Source organism: Vibrio sp. 1457 (assembly GCF_033340195.1).
Lineage (GTDB): Bacteria > Pseudomonadota > Gammaproteobacteria > Enterobacterales > Vibrionaceae > Vibrio > Vibrio alginolyticus.
This window is the reverse complement of the sequence record NZ_JAWOWA010000004.1, coordinates 180,530-199,122: the sequence shown is the minus strand read 5'-3', so window position 1 is coordinate 199,122 and position 18,593 is coordinate 180,530. Positions and strand designations below refer to the sequence as shown.

15 protein-coding genes and 1 pseudogene are annotated in these 18,593 nt (G+C 43.4%); 11 read left to right on the top strand and 5 right to left on the bottom strand.

Annotation, left to right across the window (positions count from 1 at the left end; all coding sequences use genetic code 11):
- The first annotated feature begins 48 nt into the window (after positions 1–48).
- From pabC to R7Z41_RS06120, 7 genes are all read left to right on the top strand, one after another.
- The gene (gene pabC, locus R7Z41_RS06150; protein WP_104975488.1) at positions 49–864 is read left to right on the top strand and encodes an aminodeoxychorismate lyase; all 816 of its coding nucleotides are present in this window, start codon (positions 49–51) and stop codon (positions 862–864) included.
- Positions 861–1,877, top strand: a complete 1,017-nt coding sequence (gene mltG / locus R7Z41_RS06145) for an endolytic transglycosylase MltG (RefSeq protein ID WP_005372950.1) — start codon at positions 861–863, stop codon at positions 1,875–1,877. Before pabC ends, mltG begins: the two co-directional genes overlap by 4 nt.
- On the top strand, positions 1,874–2,506 hold the full coding sequence (tmk, locus tag R7Z41_RS06140; protein ID WP_206970741.1) for a dTMP kinase: 633 nt from the start codon (positions 1,874–1,876) through the stop codon (positions 2,504–2,506). The genes mltG and tmk overlap by 4 nt, the downstream gene beginning before the upstream one ends.
- A 24-nt stretch (positions 2,507–2,530) precedes the next feature.
- A complete protein-coding gene (locus R7Z41_RS06135; protein WP_206970740.1) occupies positions 2,531–3,493 on the top strand; it encodes a DNA polymerase III subunit delta' in 963 nt (320 codons plus the stop codon).
- Positions 3,484–4,251 carry a TatD family hydrolase gene (locus R7Z41_RS06130; RefSeq protein WP_005372957.1) on the top strand — a complete coding sequence of 256 codons (768 nt, stop codon included), beginning with the start codon at positions 3,484–3,486 and terminating at the stop codon, positions 4,249–4,251. Before R7Z41_RS06135 ends, R7Z41_RS06130 begins: the two co-directional genes overlap by 10 nt.
- 444 nt (positions 4,252–4,695) lie before the next feature.
- On the top strand, positions 4,696–6,126 hold the full coding sequence (gene ptsG / locus R7Z41_RS06125) for a PTS glucose transporter subunit IIBC (RefSeq protein ID WP_005372959.1): 1,431 nt from the start codon (positions 4,696–4,698) through the stop codon (positions 6,124–6,126).
- 213 nt (positions 6,127–6,339) lie between these two features.
- Positions 6,340–6,741: a hypothetical protein gene (locus R7Z41_RS06120; RefSeq protein WP_053349624.1), complete on the top strand. Its 402-nt coding sequence runs from the start codon at positions 6,340–6,342 to the stop codon at positions 6,739–6,741.
- Positions 6,742–6,809: 68 nt separating this feature from the next.
- Here R7Z41_RS06120 and R7Z41_RS06115 read toward each other — a convergent pair whose 3' ends face one another.
- The 3 genes and pseudogenes from R7Z41_RS06115 to R7Z41_RS06105 all read right to left on the bottom strand — a co-directional run.
- Positions 6,810–6,905, bottom strand: a complete 96-nt coding sequence (locus tag R7Z41_RS06115; RefSeq protein ID WP_005372963.1) for a MetS family NSS transporter small subunit — start codon at positions 6,903–6,905, stop codon at positions 6,810–6,812.
- The gene (locus R7Z41_RS06110; RefSeq protein WP_054574792.1) at positions 6,902–8,368 is read right to left on the bottom strand and encodes a sodium-dependent transporter; all 1,467 of its coding nucleotides are present in this window, start codon (positions 8,366–8,368) and stop codon (positions 6,902–6,904) included. Before R7Z41_RS06110 ends, R7Z41_RS06115 begins: the two co-directional genes overlap by 4 nt.
- 586 nt (positions 8,369–8,954) lie before the next feature.
- Positions 8,955–9,524 (bottom strand): annotated as a pseudogene (locus R7Z41_RS06105) (outer membrane protein); the annotation flags it as partial.
- Between the two features lie 127 nt (positions 9,525–9,651).
- Between R7Z41_RS06105 and R7Z41_RS06100 the strand changes: the two are divergent.
- A complete protein-coding gene (locus R7Z41_RS06100; RefSeq protein ID WP_005372970.1) occupies positions 9,652–9,744 on the top strand; it encodes a YnhF family membrane protein in 93 nt (30 codons plus the stop codon).
- 44 nt (positions 9,745–9,788) lie between these two features.
- A complete protein-coding gene (locus R7Z41_RS06095; RefSeq protein ID WP_005372971.1) occupies positions 9,789–10,940 on the top strand; it encodes a patatin family protein in 1,152 nt (383 codons plus the stop codon).
- 108 nt (positions 10,941–11,048) lie between these two features.
- Here R7Z41_RS06095 and pyk read toward each other — a convergent pair whose 3' ends face one another.
- Positions 11,049–12,491 (bottom strand): pyruvate kinase, encoded by a 1,443-nt coding sequence (gene pyk, locus R7Z41_RS06090; protein WP_005372972.1) that lies wholly within the window; start codon positions 12,489–12,491, stop codon positions 11,049–11,051.
- Positions 12,492–12,898: 407 nt separating this feature from the next.
- On the opposite strand from pyk, the gene R7Z41_RS06085 reads away from it, so the two are divergent.
- Both R7Z41_RS06085 and R7Z41_RS06080 read left to right on the top strand, forming a co-directional pair.
- Positions 12,899–14,116, top strand: a complete 1,218-nt coding sequence (locus tag R7Z41_RS06085; RefSeq protein ID WP_005385828.1) for an ROK family protein — start codon at positions 12,899–12,901, stop codon at positions 14,114–14,116.
- A 363-nt stretch (positions 14,117–14,479) separates the two neighbouring features.
- Entirely contained in the window at positions 14,480–15,433 is a 954-nt protein-coding gene (locus R7Z41_RS06080; RefSeq protein ID WP_005372976.1) for a chemotaxis protein CheV, read from the top strand.
- A 72-nt stretch (positions 15,434–15,505) separates the two neighbouring features.
- On the opposite strand, the gene R7Z41_RS06075 is transcribed toward R7Z41_RS06080, so the two are convergent.
- The gene (locus tag R7Z41_RS06075) at positions 15,506–18,580 is read right to left on the bottom strand and encodes an error-prone DNA polymerase (RefSeq protein WP_225477540.1); all 3,075 of its coding nucleotides are present in this window, start codon (positions 18,578–18,580) and stop codon (positions 15,506–15,508) included.
- Positions 18,581–18,593: the final 13 nt, after the last annotated feature.

Below are 18,593 nucleotides of genomic sequence, written 5' to 3'. Positions count from 1 at the left end.
TTGAGCCGTTTTGTTTTATTTGTTGTCTGCTAATTTGAAGGTATGTGAATGTTTTGGGTAAATGGAGTTCCGCAAACGCATGTAGAGCTAGGTGATCGCTCATTCCAATACGGTGATGGAGGCTTTACCACCATCCTGACCCAAAATGGAGAGTTGGTTTACTGGCAGGAACATACTGAGCGCATGAGTGCTTGCCTTGACGCTTTGAAGATCTCTTCACCTGACTGGAAAGTTGTGCATGATTGGGCAAGCAAAGCGGTTTTATCTGACGCACGAGCGGGGGTGAAGATTCACGTTAGCCGCGGTATTGGCGGGCGAGGGTATAGCCCTAATGGGATTGAAGGCCCTATCGTGACGATTTCCAATTTTGCGTTTCCTTCTCATTATTCATCTTGGCAAGAACAAGGTGTGGACTTGGGCGTTTGCAATACTCGTCTAGGGATTCAACCTTTACTTGCGGGACATAAGCACAACAACCGTTTAGAGCAGATTCTAGCCAAGGCTGAAATCGACAATACAGAGTTTGCAGATGCAATAACGTTAAATGTGCAAAACCATGTCATTGAAACTACAATGGCCAACCTTTTTTGGGTTAAAGGTAATAAAGTATTTACGCCGGAGCTGACCTTATCAGGCGTTACGGGCGTAATGCGTCGTAAGGTGCTTGAGTTACTTAAAGTAAGTCATATTGAAGTCATCGAGGGGCGTTTTATACTTCCAGATTTGCTTAGTGCTGACGAGGCTTTCATGTGTAACTCAATATTAGGTGTCGCACCTATTCGCAGCATAGTGACATCGAACTCTAAGACTATATTTCCTATAGGAAAATTGACTCAACGACTGCAAGGGAATTTAACTACGTGATTAAAAAACTGTTGGCTTTTGTTGTGCTGATCGCAGTGATAGGCGCAGCAGCTGTTTTTTATATAATTTCACAGGCTAAACAATACGTTGAAAAGCCTATTCTATTGGAACAACCTCAGCTGTTTACTGTAGAAAGTGGTACAAGCTTTCATCATGTCATGCGCGCCTTAGTTGAAGATGAGGTGATTGAAACATCGGAGTACATCCGTTTAATTCCTCACTTATATCCAGAATTGTTGCAAGTGCGAGCGGGTACTTACCAACTTGAGCCTGGTATGTCACTTTCGCAAACATTGGAGCATCTGAATACTGGAAAAGAATACCAGTTTGCGATCACTTTTGTTGAAGGCAGCCGCTTTTCTGAATGGGTAGATCAACTAAAAAGTGCTCCTTATTTAAAGCATGATTTAACCGATCTTTCAGAAAAAGAAATGGCTGCGAAGCTCGGAATTGAGAGAGAAAAGCTAGAAGGGTTGTTTTTAGCAGAAACCTACCATTACACAGCGGGTGCGAGTGAAAGCCAGTTATTAAAACGAGCGCATCGAAAACTCAATAAAATACTGGACGCTAGCTGGGAAGCTCGTCAAGAAAAGCTGCCATTACAGGATAAATATGAAGCCTTGATTCTCGCGTCTATCATCGAGAAAGAGACGGCTATTGATTCTGAGCGTGAGCGCGTCGCTTCTGTGTTTATCAACCGATTGAACAAACGTATGCGGTTACAAACTGATCCGACAGTTATTTATGGTATGGGTGACGCCTACGATGGCAACATTCGTAAGAAAGATTTGCGTACGCCGACACCATATAACACCTATACCATCAATGGTTTGCCACCAACACCGATTGCGATGGCTGGTGAAGCTTCTATTGAAGCGGCTTTGAATCCAGAAAGCAGCAACTATTTATATTTTGTAGCAAGTGGAAAGGGCGGACATGTATTCTCGAAATCCCTTGCTGAGCACAACCGTGCTGTTCGTGCCTATTTAAGAGAACTAAGAAAGAACAAATGATGAAAGCAAACTTTATTGTCGTTGAAGGCCTAGAAGGCGCGGGTAAAAGCACTGCGATTAAAACCGTTTTAGATACGCTAAAAGCGGCCGGTATTGAGGATATCGTAAATACCCGTGAGCCAGGAGGCACACCGCTAGCAGAAAAAATGCGCGCTCTGGTGAAAGAAGAGCACGAAGGCGAAGAACTTAAGGACATGACGGAGTTGCTTCTTCTGTACGCTGCACGTGTTCAGTTGGTTGAGAACGTGATCAAACCAGCTTTGGAAAACGGTCAGTGGGTGGTTGGTGACCGACACGATATGTCGTCGCAAGCTTATCAAGGTGGTGGCCGTCAGATTGACGCATCGTTAATGAAAAATCTCCGGGATACAACGCTTGGTGATTTTAAACCTGCTCTCACTCTCTATATGGATATTGACCCTCGTGTTGGGCTTGAGCGTGCACGTGGGCGTGGTGAGTTAGATCGTATAGAGAAGATGGATATTAGTTTCTTCGAGCGTACACGTGAGCGTTATTTGGAGATTGCTCATGCCGATCCTTCCATCGTTATCATTAACGCAGAACAGACGATTGAAGGCGTGTCGCGTGATATTCGGGACGCTCTAAACGAGTGGCTAGATCGTCAATAAGTGAAACGTAAATTTAGGTGACTCATGTTAAATGATTATCCATGGCTACAGCCAATATGGGATAACCTCAAAGTAGGGTTAGAGTCGGACAGAATACCAGGTGCGCTTTTATTACAAAGCGAGCAGGGCTTGGGCATCGAAAAACTTATCGAGTTTTTTAGCCAAGCACTTCTTTGCCAAAATTACGCGAGTGAAGCATGCGGTTTTTGTCATAGCTGCCAGCTAAATCAATCTCAAAACCACCCTGATTTACACTGGATCAAGCCAGAGAAAGAAGGAAAGGCGATAACGGTGGACCAAATTCGCGCTTGTAACCGTCTTGCTCAGGAATCATCTCAGCTTAATGGTTACCGCCTATTTGTAATAGAACCGGCGGACTCTATGAACGAGTCGGCATCGAATGCGCTGTTAAAGACGCTAGAAGAGCCTGGGGCAAAGTGCTTGTTTTTGCTCGTTACCCACAATCAGGAGCGTCTGCTCCCAACGATTCGTAGCCGTTGCCAACACTGGGTTGTTGCGCCTCCGTCAGCGGAACAAGCGATGCAATGGATGCACGAACAAGGGGCGAAGCAAGTTCCTACTTATGCCTTAAAACTGAATATGGGCTCTCCAATAAAAACATTGGATGCGTTAAATAATGGCGATCTCGAAGCTTACTTGGCTTTTGAACGCAGTTTTATTAAGGCAATGTCTTCGCCTGTTTCAGACGTTTCTGAGTGTGCTTCTTTAATCGCTAAACACTCAGAGCAATCACTAGACTGGGCATGGTATTTACTGACAGATGCTCAGAAAGCGCAGTTTGGTGTATCAGAAGCTCAAATGCTTCCGGGCGCGACAAAGTTTCAACCGGACAACTATAACGGTTTGTACTCATCAGCGAAGGCGCTGATGAACCTGAAAGCTCAGGTGCAAGCCTTTCCTGGCCTGAACCTTGAGCTACTATCAATGAATTGGTTAATTGAATCACGAGAGGCATTATGTTCGTAGATTCTCATTGTCATTTAGACAAATTGAATTACGACGATCTCCACATCAATGTGGAAGACGTTATTAACAAAGCTAAACAAGCAAACGTAACTGAACTACTTTCTGTTGGAGTAACGCTGGATTCTTTCCCGAAAATGATGGAAATGATCGAGCCTTATGACAATGTTTATGCTTCGTGCGGTGTGCACCCACTTGATGTTGAAAGCGACTTTTCGATGGACGTATTGCGCCACCATGCGTCGAATGCAAAAGTCGTCGCTATTGGCGAAACGGGTTTAGATTATCATTACAAGCCCGAAACGGCCGCGTTACAGAAAGAGCGCTTTGAGCAACACGTTGATCTTGCAGTGGAGCTCAACAAACCTTTAATTATCCATACCAGAAACGCACGTGCGGATACTCTAGATATTTTGCGTAAGGGTGGGGCAGAGAAATGTGGTGGTGTTATCCACTGTTTTACAGAAGATCTTCCATTTGCTGAAGCTGCACTGGAGCTGGGGTTTTATATTTCTATCTCGGGGATTGTTACTTTCCGTCAAGCTACAGAGTTAAAAGAAGTGGTGAAGACTCTACCTTTAGAGAAGCTTCTTATTGAGACAGATTCTCCTTACTTGGCTCCTGTCCCTCATCGTGGCAAAGAGAATCAACCCGCTTACGTTGTCGAAGTCGCTTCTTATATTGCGCAACTCAAATCGTGCTCTCTTTCTGAAGTGGCACAAAAAACCACCGAAAACTTCCGAAATCTTTTTTTGCGATAAAAAAATAATAAGAGCATAAAAAAGGAGCTTAGGCTCCTTTTTTGTTGATAAAAACAACAGATACGCTCACGAGTTTAATGTTTACTAAAAATGTTGATTTAATAACATTCAAAAATCACAAATGTAATTTTGTTACTAAAAATAACATTGAGGCGTATTTTATTTACGCCTTAAAATTAATTATATAAATAATTAATTCTTTATGAAACAGCAACATAAGTGCAATGCAAACCTTTTCATCGGCTGTTTTTGGGTGTGATCCAAGACTTGTTTTGAAACTAAATTTCGTAACTGTGTGGAAAGTTTGAGGGTCATCAATATATATTTAGAGCCGGAAAATATAATGCAGTTGTGGTTACATTTTCATTGGGTGCTAACCTTTAGGCTACGGGGGTGTGCCGTTAGTGCCCAAATAATACTTATAAATTTATCAGGAGCATAAACATGTTTAAGAACCTTTTTGCTAACCTGCAAAAAGTTGGTAAGGCTCTGATGCTTCCAGTATCAGTTTTACCAGTTGCAGGTATTTTATTAGGTGTGGGTGCTGCCCATCTAAGCTTTATTCCAGAGATCGTTTCTAATCTTATGGAACAAGCTGGTGGTTCAGTATTCGGCCAAATGGCACTTCTATTTGCAGTAGGTGTAGCTCTAGGCTTCACTAACAACGACGGTGTTGCAGGTCTTGCAGCTATCGTTGGTTACGGCATCATGACGGCAACGCTAGGTGTAATGGCGGGCGTTATGGGTGTTGAGAAAATCGATACAGGTGTACTAGGTGGTATCCTTGTCGGTGGTGTGGCTGCTTGGGCATTCAACCGTTTCTTCAAAATCCAACTTCCAGAGTACCTTGGCTTCTTCGCTGGTAAGCGCGCAGTGCCAATCATCACTGGTTTTGCTGCGATCATCCTAGGTGTTATCCTTTCTGTTATCTGGCCACCAATTGGCGGTGCAATTTCTGCATTCTCTGATTGGGCTGCACACCAAAACCCACAGCTAGCATTCGGTATCTACGGTGTTGTTGAGCGTTCTCTAATCCCATTCGGTCTACACCACGTATGGAACGTACCGTTCTTCTTCGAAGCAGGTTCTTGTGTTAACGCTGCCGGTGAAGCTCAAAATGGTGTACTAACTTGTTACCTAGTTGCTGATGAAGCATCTCGTGCTGCTGGTAATGGCTTCGGTCAGCTAGCGGGTGGTTACATGTTCAAGATGTTCGGTCTACCAGCTGCAGCAATCGCAATTGCTCATTGTGCTAAACCAGAAAACCGTGCAAAAGTAATGGGTATCATGGCGTCAGCTGCACTGACTTCATTCCTAACTGGTATTACTGAGCCAATCGAATTCTCATTCCTATTCGTTGCTCCACTACTATACGGTATCCACGCTCTACTAGCTGGTTCTGCATACATCGTTTCGAACACTCTAGGCTTTGTACACGGTACTTCTTTCTCTCACGGTCTGATCGACTTCCTAGTTCTATCTGGTAACGCTCAGAAGATGGTGCTAATGATTGCCGTTGGTCTAGTTTACGCAGTAATTTACTACGTAGTGTTCCGTGGTGTAATCACAGCGCTTGACCTAAAAACACCTGGCCGTGAAGATGAAACGGAAAGTGCAGCTGTAACTTCTGGCTCTGATATGGGCGGTGAACTGGTTGCAGCGTTTGGCGGTAAAGCTAACATTACTGGTCTAGATGCATGTATCACACGTCTACGTGTAGCAGTTGCAGATACAGCTGCTGTTGACCAAGACAAGCTAAAACAACTAGGCGCTGCTGGTGTTGTAGTTGTAGCTGGTGGTGTACAGGCTATCTTCGGTACTAAGTCTGATAACCTAAAAACTGAAATGGATGAGTGGATTCGTAACCACGGTTAATCGCAGTCATTCATAGTAATGCATAAAAGGAGGCTTCGGCCTCCTTTTTTAGTTCCTATTTTATTAACTGACAGTTCCTTTTTTAGTGTGATCCTAAACTCATCTTTACTTTTGTCAGCTTTTTCATACATCGAGCTTACCCATCGTTGACATATTGATATGCCATTATGTTTGAATAGCGAATAATGTTTTTTTGAATAATTGATAACGTGTATGAAGAACAAATTCATTTTATTTTTGGGACTAGTTTCTAGTACGGCAATGGCGGCAAGCGAACCAACGGATCTATCAGTTGGTATGGCTGTCGATCAACAATTAAGTGTTGTTGTAGAGTTAGATAACAAATATCGTGGCATTATCGGAAACGATGGTATGGCGTTTGATTACATCGCTAAGCGTGGAACATTCGATCAAAACATGCCTGTGACTTGGTATGTCGGCGTTGGTGGCTGGTATGAATGGGATGACGAGTTTGGTGTGAGAGTACCACTTGGCGTGAACTGGGATTTATCACGCGGCTGGGACCTTTATGGTCAAATACACCCAGAGCTAGATCTTTACAAAGGTGCTGACTTGCAACTTGGCGGCGCCGTTGGCATCAAGTACAGTTTCTAGAATTGAACTAATGTATGTATAAAAAAACGCCGGTAACTACCGGCGTTTTTTATGTGGAACTTAACGTTCTATTGTTTATCCATGGCTCGCTTGATGCAAACGGCAGCGCCGCCCCAAGTGATACCTAAACCAATAACCATCATAATAATTGCGCTGATTGTCATTTTGCTGTCTCCTTGCGGTTCACTGCGTTGATCACTAGACCAAAGATAAAGAGTGCGGCGATAAGTGCCCAGCCTAAAGTTAGATCATAGCCACCGTAGCCTTCAGTAGTTAGGGCGTATAGCTTGGTCGCTAAGATAATGGCGAGCATGATTGGTGTAACGAAGCGTAAGCAGATCTCGAACCATTGACCAACAGAGAAATCAGAGCGCTCGTTAACGTAATTACGTACTTCTGGCACGCGCTTCAATAGCCACGCCATCAAGACAATCTCAACCAGACCACCAACCATGATGCCAACGTTGTTTGCAAAGTGGTCTACTAGATCGAGTAGCAGCAGACCGCCATTGGTAGCAAACGCCATAGAGACAACGAAGCCAATACCAATCACAACATTTGCAGCTTTTTTACGGCTCCACTTCAGCTTGTCGATAATGGCTGAAGTTACGGCTTCCATAATTGAAATATGCGAACTTAGACCAGCAACCACCAGTGCAAAGAAGAACAGTGGACCAAGAATATATGGGGCAGGTAGTAGGTTAATTGCCGCAGGTAAAGTAACAAAAGCCAAGCCAACGCCTGCAGATACCACCTCTGTTAACGGCTTACCTTGCTCTTGAGCCATGTAACCCAATACTGAGAAGATCATGATGCCGGCTAGGATCGAGAAGCCACAGTTGATCAACACGGTCATAAACGCGTTATTCGTTATGTCTGACTTTTCTGGTAGGTAGCTAGAGTAAGCTAGCATGATGGCGAAGCCGATACTTAGCGTAAAGAAGATCTGACCATATGCCGCTGCCCATACTTTCACATCCCAAATTTTGCTGAAATCGGGTTCGAACATGTAGTTCACGCCATCTAGAGCTCCTGGCAAGAAAATCATACGTCCGATTAAGAAAATCACCATCAAGAATAGGATTGGCATCATAATTTTAGATGCTCTTTCAATTCCTGATTTCACGCCTTTGGCAATAGCGGTGTAAGTAATTGCCCAAGCAATCACCATGGATAAAGCAATCTTCCATTGAATACTGCCTAAGTCTGTTGGTGAGTTGTCACCTAGCTTTAGGTATTCACTAAAGAAAAATGCGTTGGTATCGGTTCCCCAACCTTGAGTAAACGACAACCCAAAGTAAGAAATCGACCAACCGATAACAGCCACATAGTAAACGGCAATAACTGCAGCCACACCAACTTGGAACCAGCCAAGCCATTCAAATTTAGAATGAATTTTCGCAAGTGTTTTTGGGGCCGAGCCTCGGTATTTTTGTCCCATACTGAACTCAAGGATCATAAATGGAATACCGGCAGTGATCATGGCAAAAATGTAAGGAATAAAAAATGCGCCGCCACCGTTTTCATAGGCCATGTATGGGAAACGCCAAATGTTTCCCAAACCGATAGCAGACCCAACTGCTGCTAAGATGAATCCCGCCCGGGATCCCCATTGTTCTCGCTTCATATTTGACTCCTATAAGACTCCCTGAGGAATGAAGCTCTCTACGTAACACAGTAATAATTGCGCAAACAGTTGGAAGAAAGGACCGCTGTTATCCATCAGCTTTTCTATCCTTAATTCTAACTTCTTATAATTTTATAGAGCTATATTCTGTCTACTGTAAGAGAAAGTAGATTATTAATCTTAAAATTTTAATGTGTGTTTGATAAAACTGAAATATTTATCTGTTTTCACTGATCAGACTAACTTCTAATAATACTTAGCGCAATAGAATCTAAATGTTAATTCAGATGCGTTGTATGGTTTTAATCTTGTTAAATTTGAGTTTGATTGTGGTTTTGTGTGGTTGGGTGGTTGTTTGTCTGGAATAAATGACTGGGATCTAATAATTGCTTTGGTGTTTAAGACTATTTTGATTAATTAGGGCGTACGGCTATCTTTTGTGCACCTATCTAGATGATGCTTCGTTACTTTGCCAAACAATGGTGTTTAGACGATATCCTTTATCGGCTCTGTGCAGGACTCGTTCAGCGTTCTTTGTGACGAGTCCTACAAAGGAACATGCATAAAAATTAGAAGCGGAAACTAAAACATTTGATTGGAATTGGTTCATCCAATCAGTATCGAACTTAATGATACAGCTTGAGCCGTCATTAGGTAGAGTACAGGCGCCAGATGTATCGTTATCAACGACCGTACCTAACCATCTCAGTTGGGCTGTTAATGCAAAGTTCTTTGAAAATTCATATTCCAGTCCTGCAAAAGCGCTAGCCGAAAATCCGTATTTTTTGTCTACCCAATCCACATCGGCATAAGAAGCGCCCAAACCTACACCGATATAGGTTTGCCAATTTTCTGCGACAGGATAGTACATGCTGCTTTGGAAGTGCAGATAATGTATATCTGCTGAGTTGGACAGCTTTTCAAGTTCCGTCGATTGATTGGAGTAAAACAATCCGATCCTTCCTTTTTCTAAGGGAGTCTCGACTGAAAGAGCGTAGTTCACTGCGGGGTCGAGATCGTATGTATTACCACTTTCATCCTCTACTTGGCCGCCTCCTGTATAGCCTATGTATGGTGTAACGATGATATTCGCTTGTGCATTGATAGCAGTACTCATCATCATGATTCCTACTAGCCAGCTGAGTTTTTGGTTCATGCCCTATCTCCTTATTATGACTAAGCTAATTGTGATGGGTTAGTCAAAATTGCGCGACTAAATTAAGCAAATCTTGAACATATTTCACACCGGTGTTATTAATTTGTTACATATTAAGGAGGTGTCTATGGAACACGATCTAAAATCCGCATTAATCATTGTGGTGACTGTTTTTGCAGTGCTTTTGTCATTTGGCATCATTGCTATTACAACAGCTTAAGATAACCACTTTTACCAAACGTTTTAACAAAATGGCGTGAGCCTATGATACGTAACAGCGGTATAATCACAGAAAGCCATGCAGAGCTTGATGTAAAAGTTTATGAGCACTTTAGGCATGGTAAAACTGCTTTAGTCACGCAAGGTGGAGGGCAGAGAGGGATTTTTACCGCTGGCGTTTTAGACGCCTTTTTACTTTCCAACTTCGATCCTTTCGATGAATTCTATGGCACCTCTGCCGGAGCACTTAACTTATGTTCTTACTTGTGTCGTCAACATGGCATGGGCAAAGCTTTTATTACCGAGCTGACAACGTCTCCTGAATTTTTTAATCTGTTTCGCTATATCCGAAAGCAGCAGTACTTAGGTTTAGAGTGGGCATTAGAACGGATTCAAGATTTCCCATACAAGCTTGACCTTGATTTAGGTCGTAGTGCATTGGGAAAACGAGGAGCGTTTGCTGCGGTAACGAATATAGAGACGCTATCAGATCAATATCTACCAATCTTGGATGACTCGTGGTTTAACACTATGCTAGCGACATGTGCGATTCCCAAGTTGTACCACGGACCTGTCGACGTAAATGGCAATAAGTTTGTTGATGGCGGCGTGTCTGCCTCTATCCCTGTTCAAGAAGCGTGGCGTCAGAATGCTCGCAACATTATTGTCATTCGCACAGAGCCGTTTTCAGAGATTGAAGCGAGAGCCCAAAGTGAAGTGGGGGATGTGCCTGTCGAATGGTATCGAGAGTCTATCAACTCAGTACAGCAATCATGGCAGCAAAAAGTGAATCAGTGGAAGCTGGATTGGGCGTCGTTCTTCCAACAAAAAATTAATGCAGCACATCAATCGAAGCTTGCAGGGAAAATGCTGTTAAATGGAGGTCGTTGGTTGTTCGGTGCCGATAACTTGTATCGTTTAAGTCATCTGATTGGTGAGAATTTTGATTCAGGTTTAGCCGACATGCTGATGATTCATTATCAAACATTTGAGCTCACTCAGGCCTTTATATCTGCTCCACCTGACGACACTTTTATTTTACAAGTTGCGCCTAAAGAGGGACTTCGTTCTTCTTCTTTGTTAAGTGACCAAGAGTCACTAGAGCATGACTATCAACTTGGGCTTCAAGCTGGGTTTAACCTAGTTCAACTCTATGACCAGCTGGATGTTGAAATTGATGGTAGAGAGAGTGCATAAACCTTCTTACGTTCACGATGTGCGCAATATACAAAGCATATAAATAAGGCTCCATTTTCGGAGCCTTATTTGCGGGTTCTTGTGGTTAACTCCGGTTAAGTATAACTACTACGCTTGTAGAATGCGCATGCAGTTGGTTGAGCCAACAACATCCATTACATCGCCTTGAGTAATAATGACTAAATCACCTTTGTGCAAGAACCCTTGCTCTTTAAGGCTAGTAATAGCTGCTTGAGCCGTTGGTAAACCCGCATCACTTTTTGACTCGAAATATACAGGTGTCACGCCTCGGTATAATGCTGCTCGATTTAGTGTCGATTCATTCCGTGATAAGGCAAATATTGGCAAGCCAGAGCTTAAGCGAGACATCATCAACGCAGTCCTGCCGGACTCAGTTAACGAGATCATCGCTTTAATTCCTTCCATGTGATTCGCAGAGTACATGGTTGCCATTGCGATGGTTTCTTCAGCGGTTTCGAAGGTTCTATCTAAGCGATAGGTTGATAGACTTGCCTCCGACATTTTTTCTGCCCCCACACATACTTCGGCCATGGATTTGACCGTTTCTACAGGATATTTACCTGCAGCGGTCTCTCCAGAAAGCATCACCGCGTCAGTGCCGTCTAGAACCGCATTGGCCACATCCATCACTTCAGCACGCGTTGGCATTGGGCTAGTAATCATGGACTCCATCATTTGTGTCGCAGTAATCACGATACGGTTTAAACTGCGTGCGCGGCGAATCAGTTTTTTCTGGACACCTATGAGCTCAGGGTCACCGATTTCTACACCAAGGTCACCACGTGCAACCATCACTACATCGGATGCGAGAATAATGTCGTCAATAGACTCATTGGTCGCGACGGTTTCTGCTCGTTCGACTTTAGCCACTAACATGGCTTCAAGGCCTGCATCTCTGGCTAAGCGTCGAGCGTAATGCATGTCTTCGCCGTTACGCGGGAATGAAATAGCAAGGTAGTCTACTTGAATTGCTGCGGCGGTAAGAATGTCGGCTTTATCTTTCTCTGTGAGCGCATCGGCTGACAATCCGCCGCCTTTTTTGTTGATCCCTTTATTGTTGGACAGTGGACCACCGACAATCACACGGGTATGAACTTTATTACCCTCTACTTTGGTAACTTGCAGCTGAACGCGTCCATCATCGAGTAATAAAATGTCATTTGGTGAAACATCTTGCGGTAGTTCTTTATAATCTAACCCTACAGATTCTTGATTGCCTTCACCTTTTGGTAAATCACTATCTAATGTGAATTTATCGCCCACATTCAAAATGACTTGGCCGTCTTTAAACGTTGATACACGGATTTTAGGGCCTTGTAAGTCACCAAGAATTGCAACCTGACGCCCAAGTCTTGCTGCAATGGTACGGACTTTGTTCGCACGTTGAATGTGGTCTTCACTGGTTCCATGTGAAAAATTCATACGGACAACGTTTGCACCGGCTTTGATGATCTCCTCAAGTATATTGTCCTTATCCGTTGAAGGACCCAGCGTAGTGACAATTTTTGTTCGTCTTAATTTGGAAGTCATAGATTCTCCGATGAATGTGTGTGTACAGGTAACTTGAACTCTATCCTTACTTTACGCAATCGCTCTCAAGGTTAGCCTCGCTTAGCCCACACCTTAAAGCTACTTGAATATAAGTATATGCACAGAATGTTTACATTAAGAGTAACCCCGGTAAAACAGACAGATATTCGACAGGCAATGGCCTTATTGATAAAAATACGCTGCTTTAAAGGCACTACTTCATAATTTAGTGAATAAAAATAAGTTATTTTTCAAACAATTTAACAGGAGTAGATTCTTCGTTATTTGATTGAATACACAAACAAACAGGTTTATACGTGATGCTTGTCACGGGGATTTATTAATTCACTTCACAATTAGTTCGCAAAGTAAAAAAATTGTCCCGTTATAGAATTTCGGAGTGCAAGATGTACATGGCTCAACCGGGCCATATTGATCATATCAAACAGGTCAATGCTGGTCGTGTATATAAACTAATTGACCTAAAAGGTCCTATTTCTCGAATTGATTTGTCCAAGCAGAGTGAGCTTGCTCCTGCTAGTATCACCAAAATCACTCGAGAATTAATTGAAGCGCACTTGATTCATGAAACGACAGTACAAGAAGCGACGAGTCGTGGTCGACCTGCTGTCGGTTTGCAGGTCAATAATGAAGGCTGGCAATTTTTGTCAATGCGTTTGGGGCGGGGTTATTTAACCATTGCTTTGCATGAGTTAGGCGGTGATGTACTAATCGATACTAAAATCGAGATACACGAGCTTGATCAAGACGATGTGCTTGAGCGCCTGCTTTACGAAATTGATGAATTCTTTCAGACTTACGCGGATCAACTTGATCGTGTTACCAGTATTGCCCTTACGCTGCCTGGTCTCGTGAACTCAGAGCAAGGTGTCGTTTTGCAGATGCCTCATTACAATGTCGAAAATCTTGCTCTTGGACCAGAGATATACAAAGCAACGGGCTTGCCAGTTTTCATTGCCAATGACACGCGAGCTTGGGCATTAGCAGAAAAGCTTTTTGGTCATTCTCAAGATAATGACAACTCCGTTCTTATCTCTATCCACCACGGTTTAGGTGCGGGCATCATTCTGGATGGGCGCGTTTTGCAAGGCCGTCACGGTAACATTGGTGAACTCGGGCATATTCAAATTGACCCAAATGGAAAACGTTGTCATTGCGGCAATATAGGCTGTTTGGAAACCGTTGCCAGTTCTCAGGCAATTCGTGAAGAAGTCGTAAGACGAATCGCTGATGGCGAAGACTCTATTCTTGCTAAACAAGAGGAAATGAGTATTGAGAGCATTTGTGAAGCCGCTGCAAACGGTGATCCTTTGGCCGTCGATGTGATTGAAAAACTTGGACGCTACTTAGGCTCTGCAATTGCTATTGTGATCAACTTATTTAACCCTGAGAAAATCTTGATCGGTGGTGTGATTAACCAAGCAAAAGATGTGCTTTATCCTGCGGTTCGTCGCTGTATCGAAGAACAGAGTTTACCTGTTTATCACCAAGATCTTGAGCTGGTGGAGTCTCGTTTCTATAAGCAAGCCACAATGCCTGGTGCCGCGTTGATTAAGCAAGCGTTGTACGATGGTCAACTATTGATGAAGGTTGTGGAAGGTTAAGTACTTTTTAACATGATGATGTGCCTGGCTGTTGAGACTGCATTTGTAGGTGATTTAGGGTGAGACTTAACGGCTTACCCTTTTTGATCGCCTATTACTAGAAAGGGAATTTGAGTTATGTTGCATTGCTATATCTGCGCCATTCATGTAATTTCCTAAAAAGCTCAAGTAAATAAACAAAATGGCTTTCAATGTGCTGCGTGACTTTGCGTCTGATGCAAAGAGAAGTAATACGCTAAAACTGTTGTACTTTAAAGCTGTGCTCGAAAAGCCAAATATTTTAAGGTTATTTGGTTATATAACCTTGCTGTGTCTGTACTGATTTCGAGTAAAATAAGAATTATCCATAATTTAGGTAGTAGTATGTCCGGAGTGTTAAATACGGTTGACCAGCGTACAAACTTGGTTGGTGAAAATCGACTAGAGCTTCTGCTGTTCACTTTAAATAGTCGCCAATTATTTGCGATTAATGTGTTCAAAGTGAAAGAGGTCATCAAGCTTCCGCCGTTAACCAAGCTCCCAGGATCGCACTACAATATTCGTGGGGTTGCTTCTCTACGAGGTGAAGCGGTACCAGTGATTGATTTACGAGGCGCAATTGGTTTTCCTGCTTTACGTGGTGAAGCGGAAGAAGAAAATTTGATCGTGACAGAGTACAACCGCACGGTGCAGGGCTTCTTAGTCGGTCCGGTTAAAAACATTATTAATACGGCATGGACTGAAATTCAGCCGCCTCCTTCCACGTCTGGTCGCTCGAATTACCTCACGGCTATCACGCAAATCAAAGAGGGGGATGCCTCTCAAATTGTCGAAATTATTGACGTTGAAAAAGTTTTAGCAGAGATCGTGCATTACGACGTGACTATCTCGGAGGACATTCTCGATCAAGAATTGGCCCAAGCAATGGTCGGGCGTAATGTTCTGATTGTGGATGATTCCTCTACAGCTCGTAATCAAGTTCGCGATACGCTTTCTCAATTAGGTATGAATATCATCGAGTGTCGTGACGGGCTAGAAGCGTTAACGGTTTTAAAACGTTGGTGTGATGAAGGTAAAGATGTAGAAAAAGAGCTATTGATGATGATTACGGATGCTGAAATGCCTGAAATGGACGGTTATAAACTGACCCATGAAGTGCGCCAAGATCCACGTATGTCTAAGTTGTTTATCACATTGAACACTTCTCTGAGCGGTAGTTTTAATGAAGCCATGGTACAAAAAGTAGGTTGTGATCGTTTTATCTCTAAATTCCAACCAGATCTGTTGGTTGAAGTTGCTCAAGACCGGTTACGCCAGATGCTTTCTAAAAGTGCATGATTAGATCTAGTGAAATCAGAGGGAGCGCACCTCTCTCTGATTTTTAACATTTCTCTCCTTAATTCCTCTGTACTAATGGAAATCCCGAGATTTACTTTGTAGATTGTTCAAGTAGTGCGTGCAATCCATCAACTTGCCAGCAATAACGTGTGTGACTTCTCCCTCTTTTTCAAGAATGCCTTTCACCATTAATACTTTAGCGCCTAAATACGCTTGCTTTTGGGCTCGTGCTGTCGCTTGCCAAACGACCACATTAATGTTGCCCGTGTCATCTTCTAACGTAAAAAATGTCACGCCAGCGGCGGTGCCTGGAGATTGTCTTCCTGTTACCACACCTACCACTGTGACCAGTGACTTATGCGGTTTCTCTGTCAGTTGCCTCATGCGGGTAAAGTGAGGGAGTTTGCCCGTTTCTTCTAATAATTTAATTGGATGGCGGCTAAGAGATAGTCCCGTGCTTGCGTAATCCTCAATTAAATTTTCATATTCAGAGGGTTGAGTCTGGTAGCTAACATTGGGTTCTTCGACCTTGTGAAACAATGGTAGGTCAGATAAGGAATCCATTGCTGCCCAGCGAGCGTTATAACGATTTCCCGATAAGGCCTGAAATGCATTGGCTGAAGCCAATAATTCAATGTCACTTCGGCTTCTTAATATCTGCTTTACTTCTTGAATCGATCGGTAACCATTAAGTGGTTTGCGCTCAATAAGCCTTTGTGCGCTTTCTGCGTTAAAGCCTTTCACCAAGCGAAAACCAAGTTGCACGCCGAGCCTGCCATTCGGACGTGAGACGAGATGATGTTGATATTTTGAATGATTGACGCACACCGGCAATACTTCGACGCCATGTCGGCGAGCATCTTGTACTAATTGCGATGGGCTATAAAATCCCATTGGTTGGCTGTTCAATAATGCAGTGTAAAATTCGGCTGGGTAATAATATTTTAACCATGCAGAACAATATGCCAGCACTGCGAAAGACGCTGAATGACTTTCAGGGAAGCCGTACTCACCAAAGCCGCAAATCTGATCGAAAATGCGCTCAGCAAACGCTAAGTCATAACCTCTCTCTTGCATACCATTGATCAGTTTTGGTCTGAATTTAGCGAGATCGCCATTCTTTTTCCATGATGCCATCGCTCGACGGAGTTGATCGGCCTCGCCGCCGCTAAACCCTGCGGCTACCATGGCTAGCTTGATGACTTGCTCTTGGAAAATAGGGACGCCCATAGTCCGCTCCAGAACGCTTTTTACTTCTTCCGATGGATAACTGACAGGCTCTTTGTGATCTCGTCGTTTTAAAAAAGGATGCACCATATCACCCTGAATAGGGCCTGGACGAACAATTGCAATTTGAATCACTAAGTCGTAATAACAAGCAGGCTTTAGGCGAGGAAGCATGCTCATTTGTGCACGAGATTCAATTTGGAATACGCCTATCGTGTCAGCTTTTTGGATCATGCGGTACACGTGTGGATCATCTTGTCGGCGAGTGATCTCGGAAATCGAGAGGGATCGCTGGTGATGTTTCTCGACCAGTTGAAAGCACTTTTTGATGGCGTTTAACATGCCGAGTGCGAGTACATCGACTTTTAGTAGCTTCAAGCTTTCTAAATCGTCTTTATCCCATTGAATGATAGTGCGATCTTCCATCGAGGCATTTTCAACAGGTACCAACTCATATAAAGGGCCAGATGAAATTACAAAGCCACCTACGTGCTGAGATAAATGGCGTGGGAAGCCAATGATCTCGTTGACCAATTGGATAAACTGCTGCCCTTTGAGAGATTCTGGTTGTAAGCCAAGTTCAATAATTTGAGCTTGCCAGCCTTGGCTGCGATCTCGGCGATTAACGTTCTTAATGAAAAAATCTAATTGGGTCTCTTCAATCCCTAGTGCTTTACCGACTTCACGCACGGCACTTTTAAAGCGATAGCTGATCACTGTTGCAGCAAGTGCTGCACGCTCACGGCCATATTTTTTGTAAATATACTGGATAACTTCTTCACGGCGCTCGTGTTCAAAGTCCACATCAATATCCGGCGGTTCCTTACGTTCTTTACTGATAAATCGTTCGAATAAGACAGCGATTTGTCGAGGATCGACGGCGGTAATTTCCAGGCAATAACACACCACAGAGTTTGCAGCGGAACCTCGCCCTTGGTAAAGAATGCCTTGCTGTTTCGCGAACATTACGATGTCGTGAATAGTAAGGAAGTAGTAGTGGTATTTCAGCTCTTGAATAAGCGCCAGTTCATTCTCGATGGTTTGATTGACTTCTGCTGGCACGCCTTCAGGAAAACGCAGCTTTTTACCGCGTTCGACCAACATACGTAAGTAAGAGTCGGGTGTATAACCATCTGGGATCAGCTCGGTAGGATATTCGTATTTTAAATCGGAGAGCTTAAACTCGCATAAATCGGCGATGTAAGTACTTTCTTCCAGCCATTCTGGTTTGTAAATCCGAATCAACTTTTTAAAAGGACGAAGCGCTCGCTCAGTATTCGAAATACGGTCAAAACCGAGTTTATCGACGCTACACCCATGCTTTATAGCAGTAAGTACATGCTGTAATGGCAAGCGTTCAACATCATGCATGAGAACGCCTCCGCAGGCAGTTATAGGTAATTGAAATTCATGTGCTAACTGCTCGCAGTGCGCAATGTACTCAGTATCGTTGTTACTCAAATGGCGCTGAATCGCTACCCACAAACGATTAACGTGGTGTTGATTGAGCCAGCGCCCCCAATAGTGATCACTCTCTTGATGTGTGGGCAGCCACAATACCAAACAATGTCGAACCGACATCAAATCCCATTCGAACAGTTGATAGTTGCCTTTTTCACTGCGTCTCCTTGCGTTTGTGATGATACGACACAACTCGGCATAAGCCTTGCGACAAGGGCAAAGCAGTACGATTTGGCATTCATCATTTAACCAAAACATACTTCCAACGATTTGTTTGATATCGAGTTTATGTTGTTCGATGGTCGCATGGGCTTTGACAACGCCCGCGACTGAACATTCATCCGTTATAGCTAGAGCTTGATAGCGATAGAAAGCAGCTTGGAGTACCAGCTCTTCTGCATGAGAAGCCCCAGTCAAAAAAGAGAAGTTAGACTGACAAAATAGTTCCGCGTAACTCATAATGACCCAACAA

Coding starts and splice junctions, on each gene's coding strand:
- pabC (WP_104975488.1), top strand. CDS start 49: ATGTTTTGGGTAAATGGAGTTCCGCAAACGCATGTAGAGCTAGGTGAT.
- tmk (WP_206970741.1), top strand. CDS start 1,874: ATGATGAAAGCAAACTTTATTGTCGTTGAAGGCCTAGAAGGCGCGGGT.
- R7Z41_RS06135 (WP_206970740.1), top strand. CDS start 2,531: ATGTTAAATGATTATCCATGGCTACAGCCAATATGGGATAACCTCAAA.
- R7Z41_RS06130 (WP_005372957.1), top strand. CDS start 3,484: ATGTTCGTAGATTCTCATTGTCATTTAGACAAATTGAATTACGACGAT.
- ptsG (WP_005372959.1), top strand. CDS start 4,696: ATGTTTAAGAACCTTTTTGCTAACCTGCAAAAAGTTGGTAAGGCTCTG.
- R7Z41_RS06120 (WP_053349624.1), top strand. CDS start 6,340: ATGAAGAACAAATTCATTTTATTTTTGGGACTAGTTTCTAGTACGGCA.
- R7Z41_RS06115 (WP_005372963.1), bottom strand. CDS start 6,905: ATGACAATCAGCGCAATTATTATGATGGTTATTGGTTTAGGTATCACT.
- R7Z41_RS06110 (WP_054574792.1), bottom strand. CDS start 8,368: ATGAAGCGAGAACAATGGGGATCCCGGGCGGGATTCATCTTAGCAGCA.
- R7Z41_RS06100 (WP_005372970.1), top strand. CDS start 9,652: ATGGAACACGATCTAAAATCCGCATTAATCATTGTGGTGACTGTTTTT.
- R7Z41_RS06095 (WP_005372971.1), top strand. CDS start 9,789: ATGATACGTAACAGCGGTATAATCACAGAAAGCCATGCAGAGCTTGAT.
- pyk (WP_005372972.1), bottom strand. CDS start 12,491: ATGACTTCCAAATTAAGACGAACAAAAATTGTCACTACGCTGGGTCCT.
- R7Z41_RS06085 (WP_005385828.1), top strand. CDS start 12,899: ATGTACATGGCTCAACCGGGCCATATTGATCATATCAAACAGGTCAAT.
- R7Z41_RS06080 (WP_005372976.1), top strand. CDS start 14,480: ATGTCCGGAGTGTTAAATACGGTTGACCAGCGTACAAACTTGGTTGGT.
- R7Z41_RS06075 (WP_225477540.1), bottom strand. CDS start 18,580: ATGAGTTACGCGGAACTATTTTGTCAGTCTAACTTCTCTTTTTTGACT.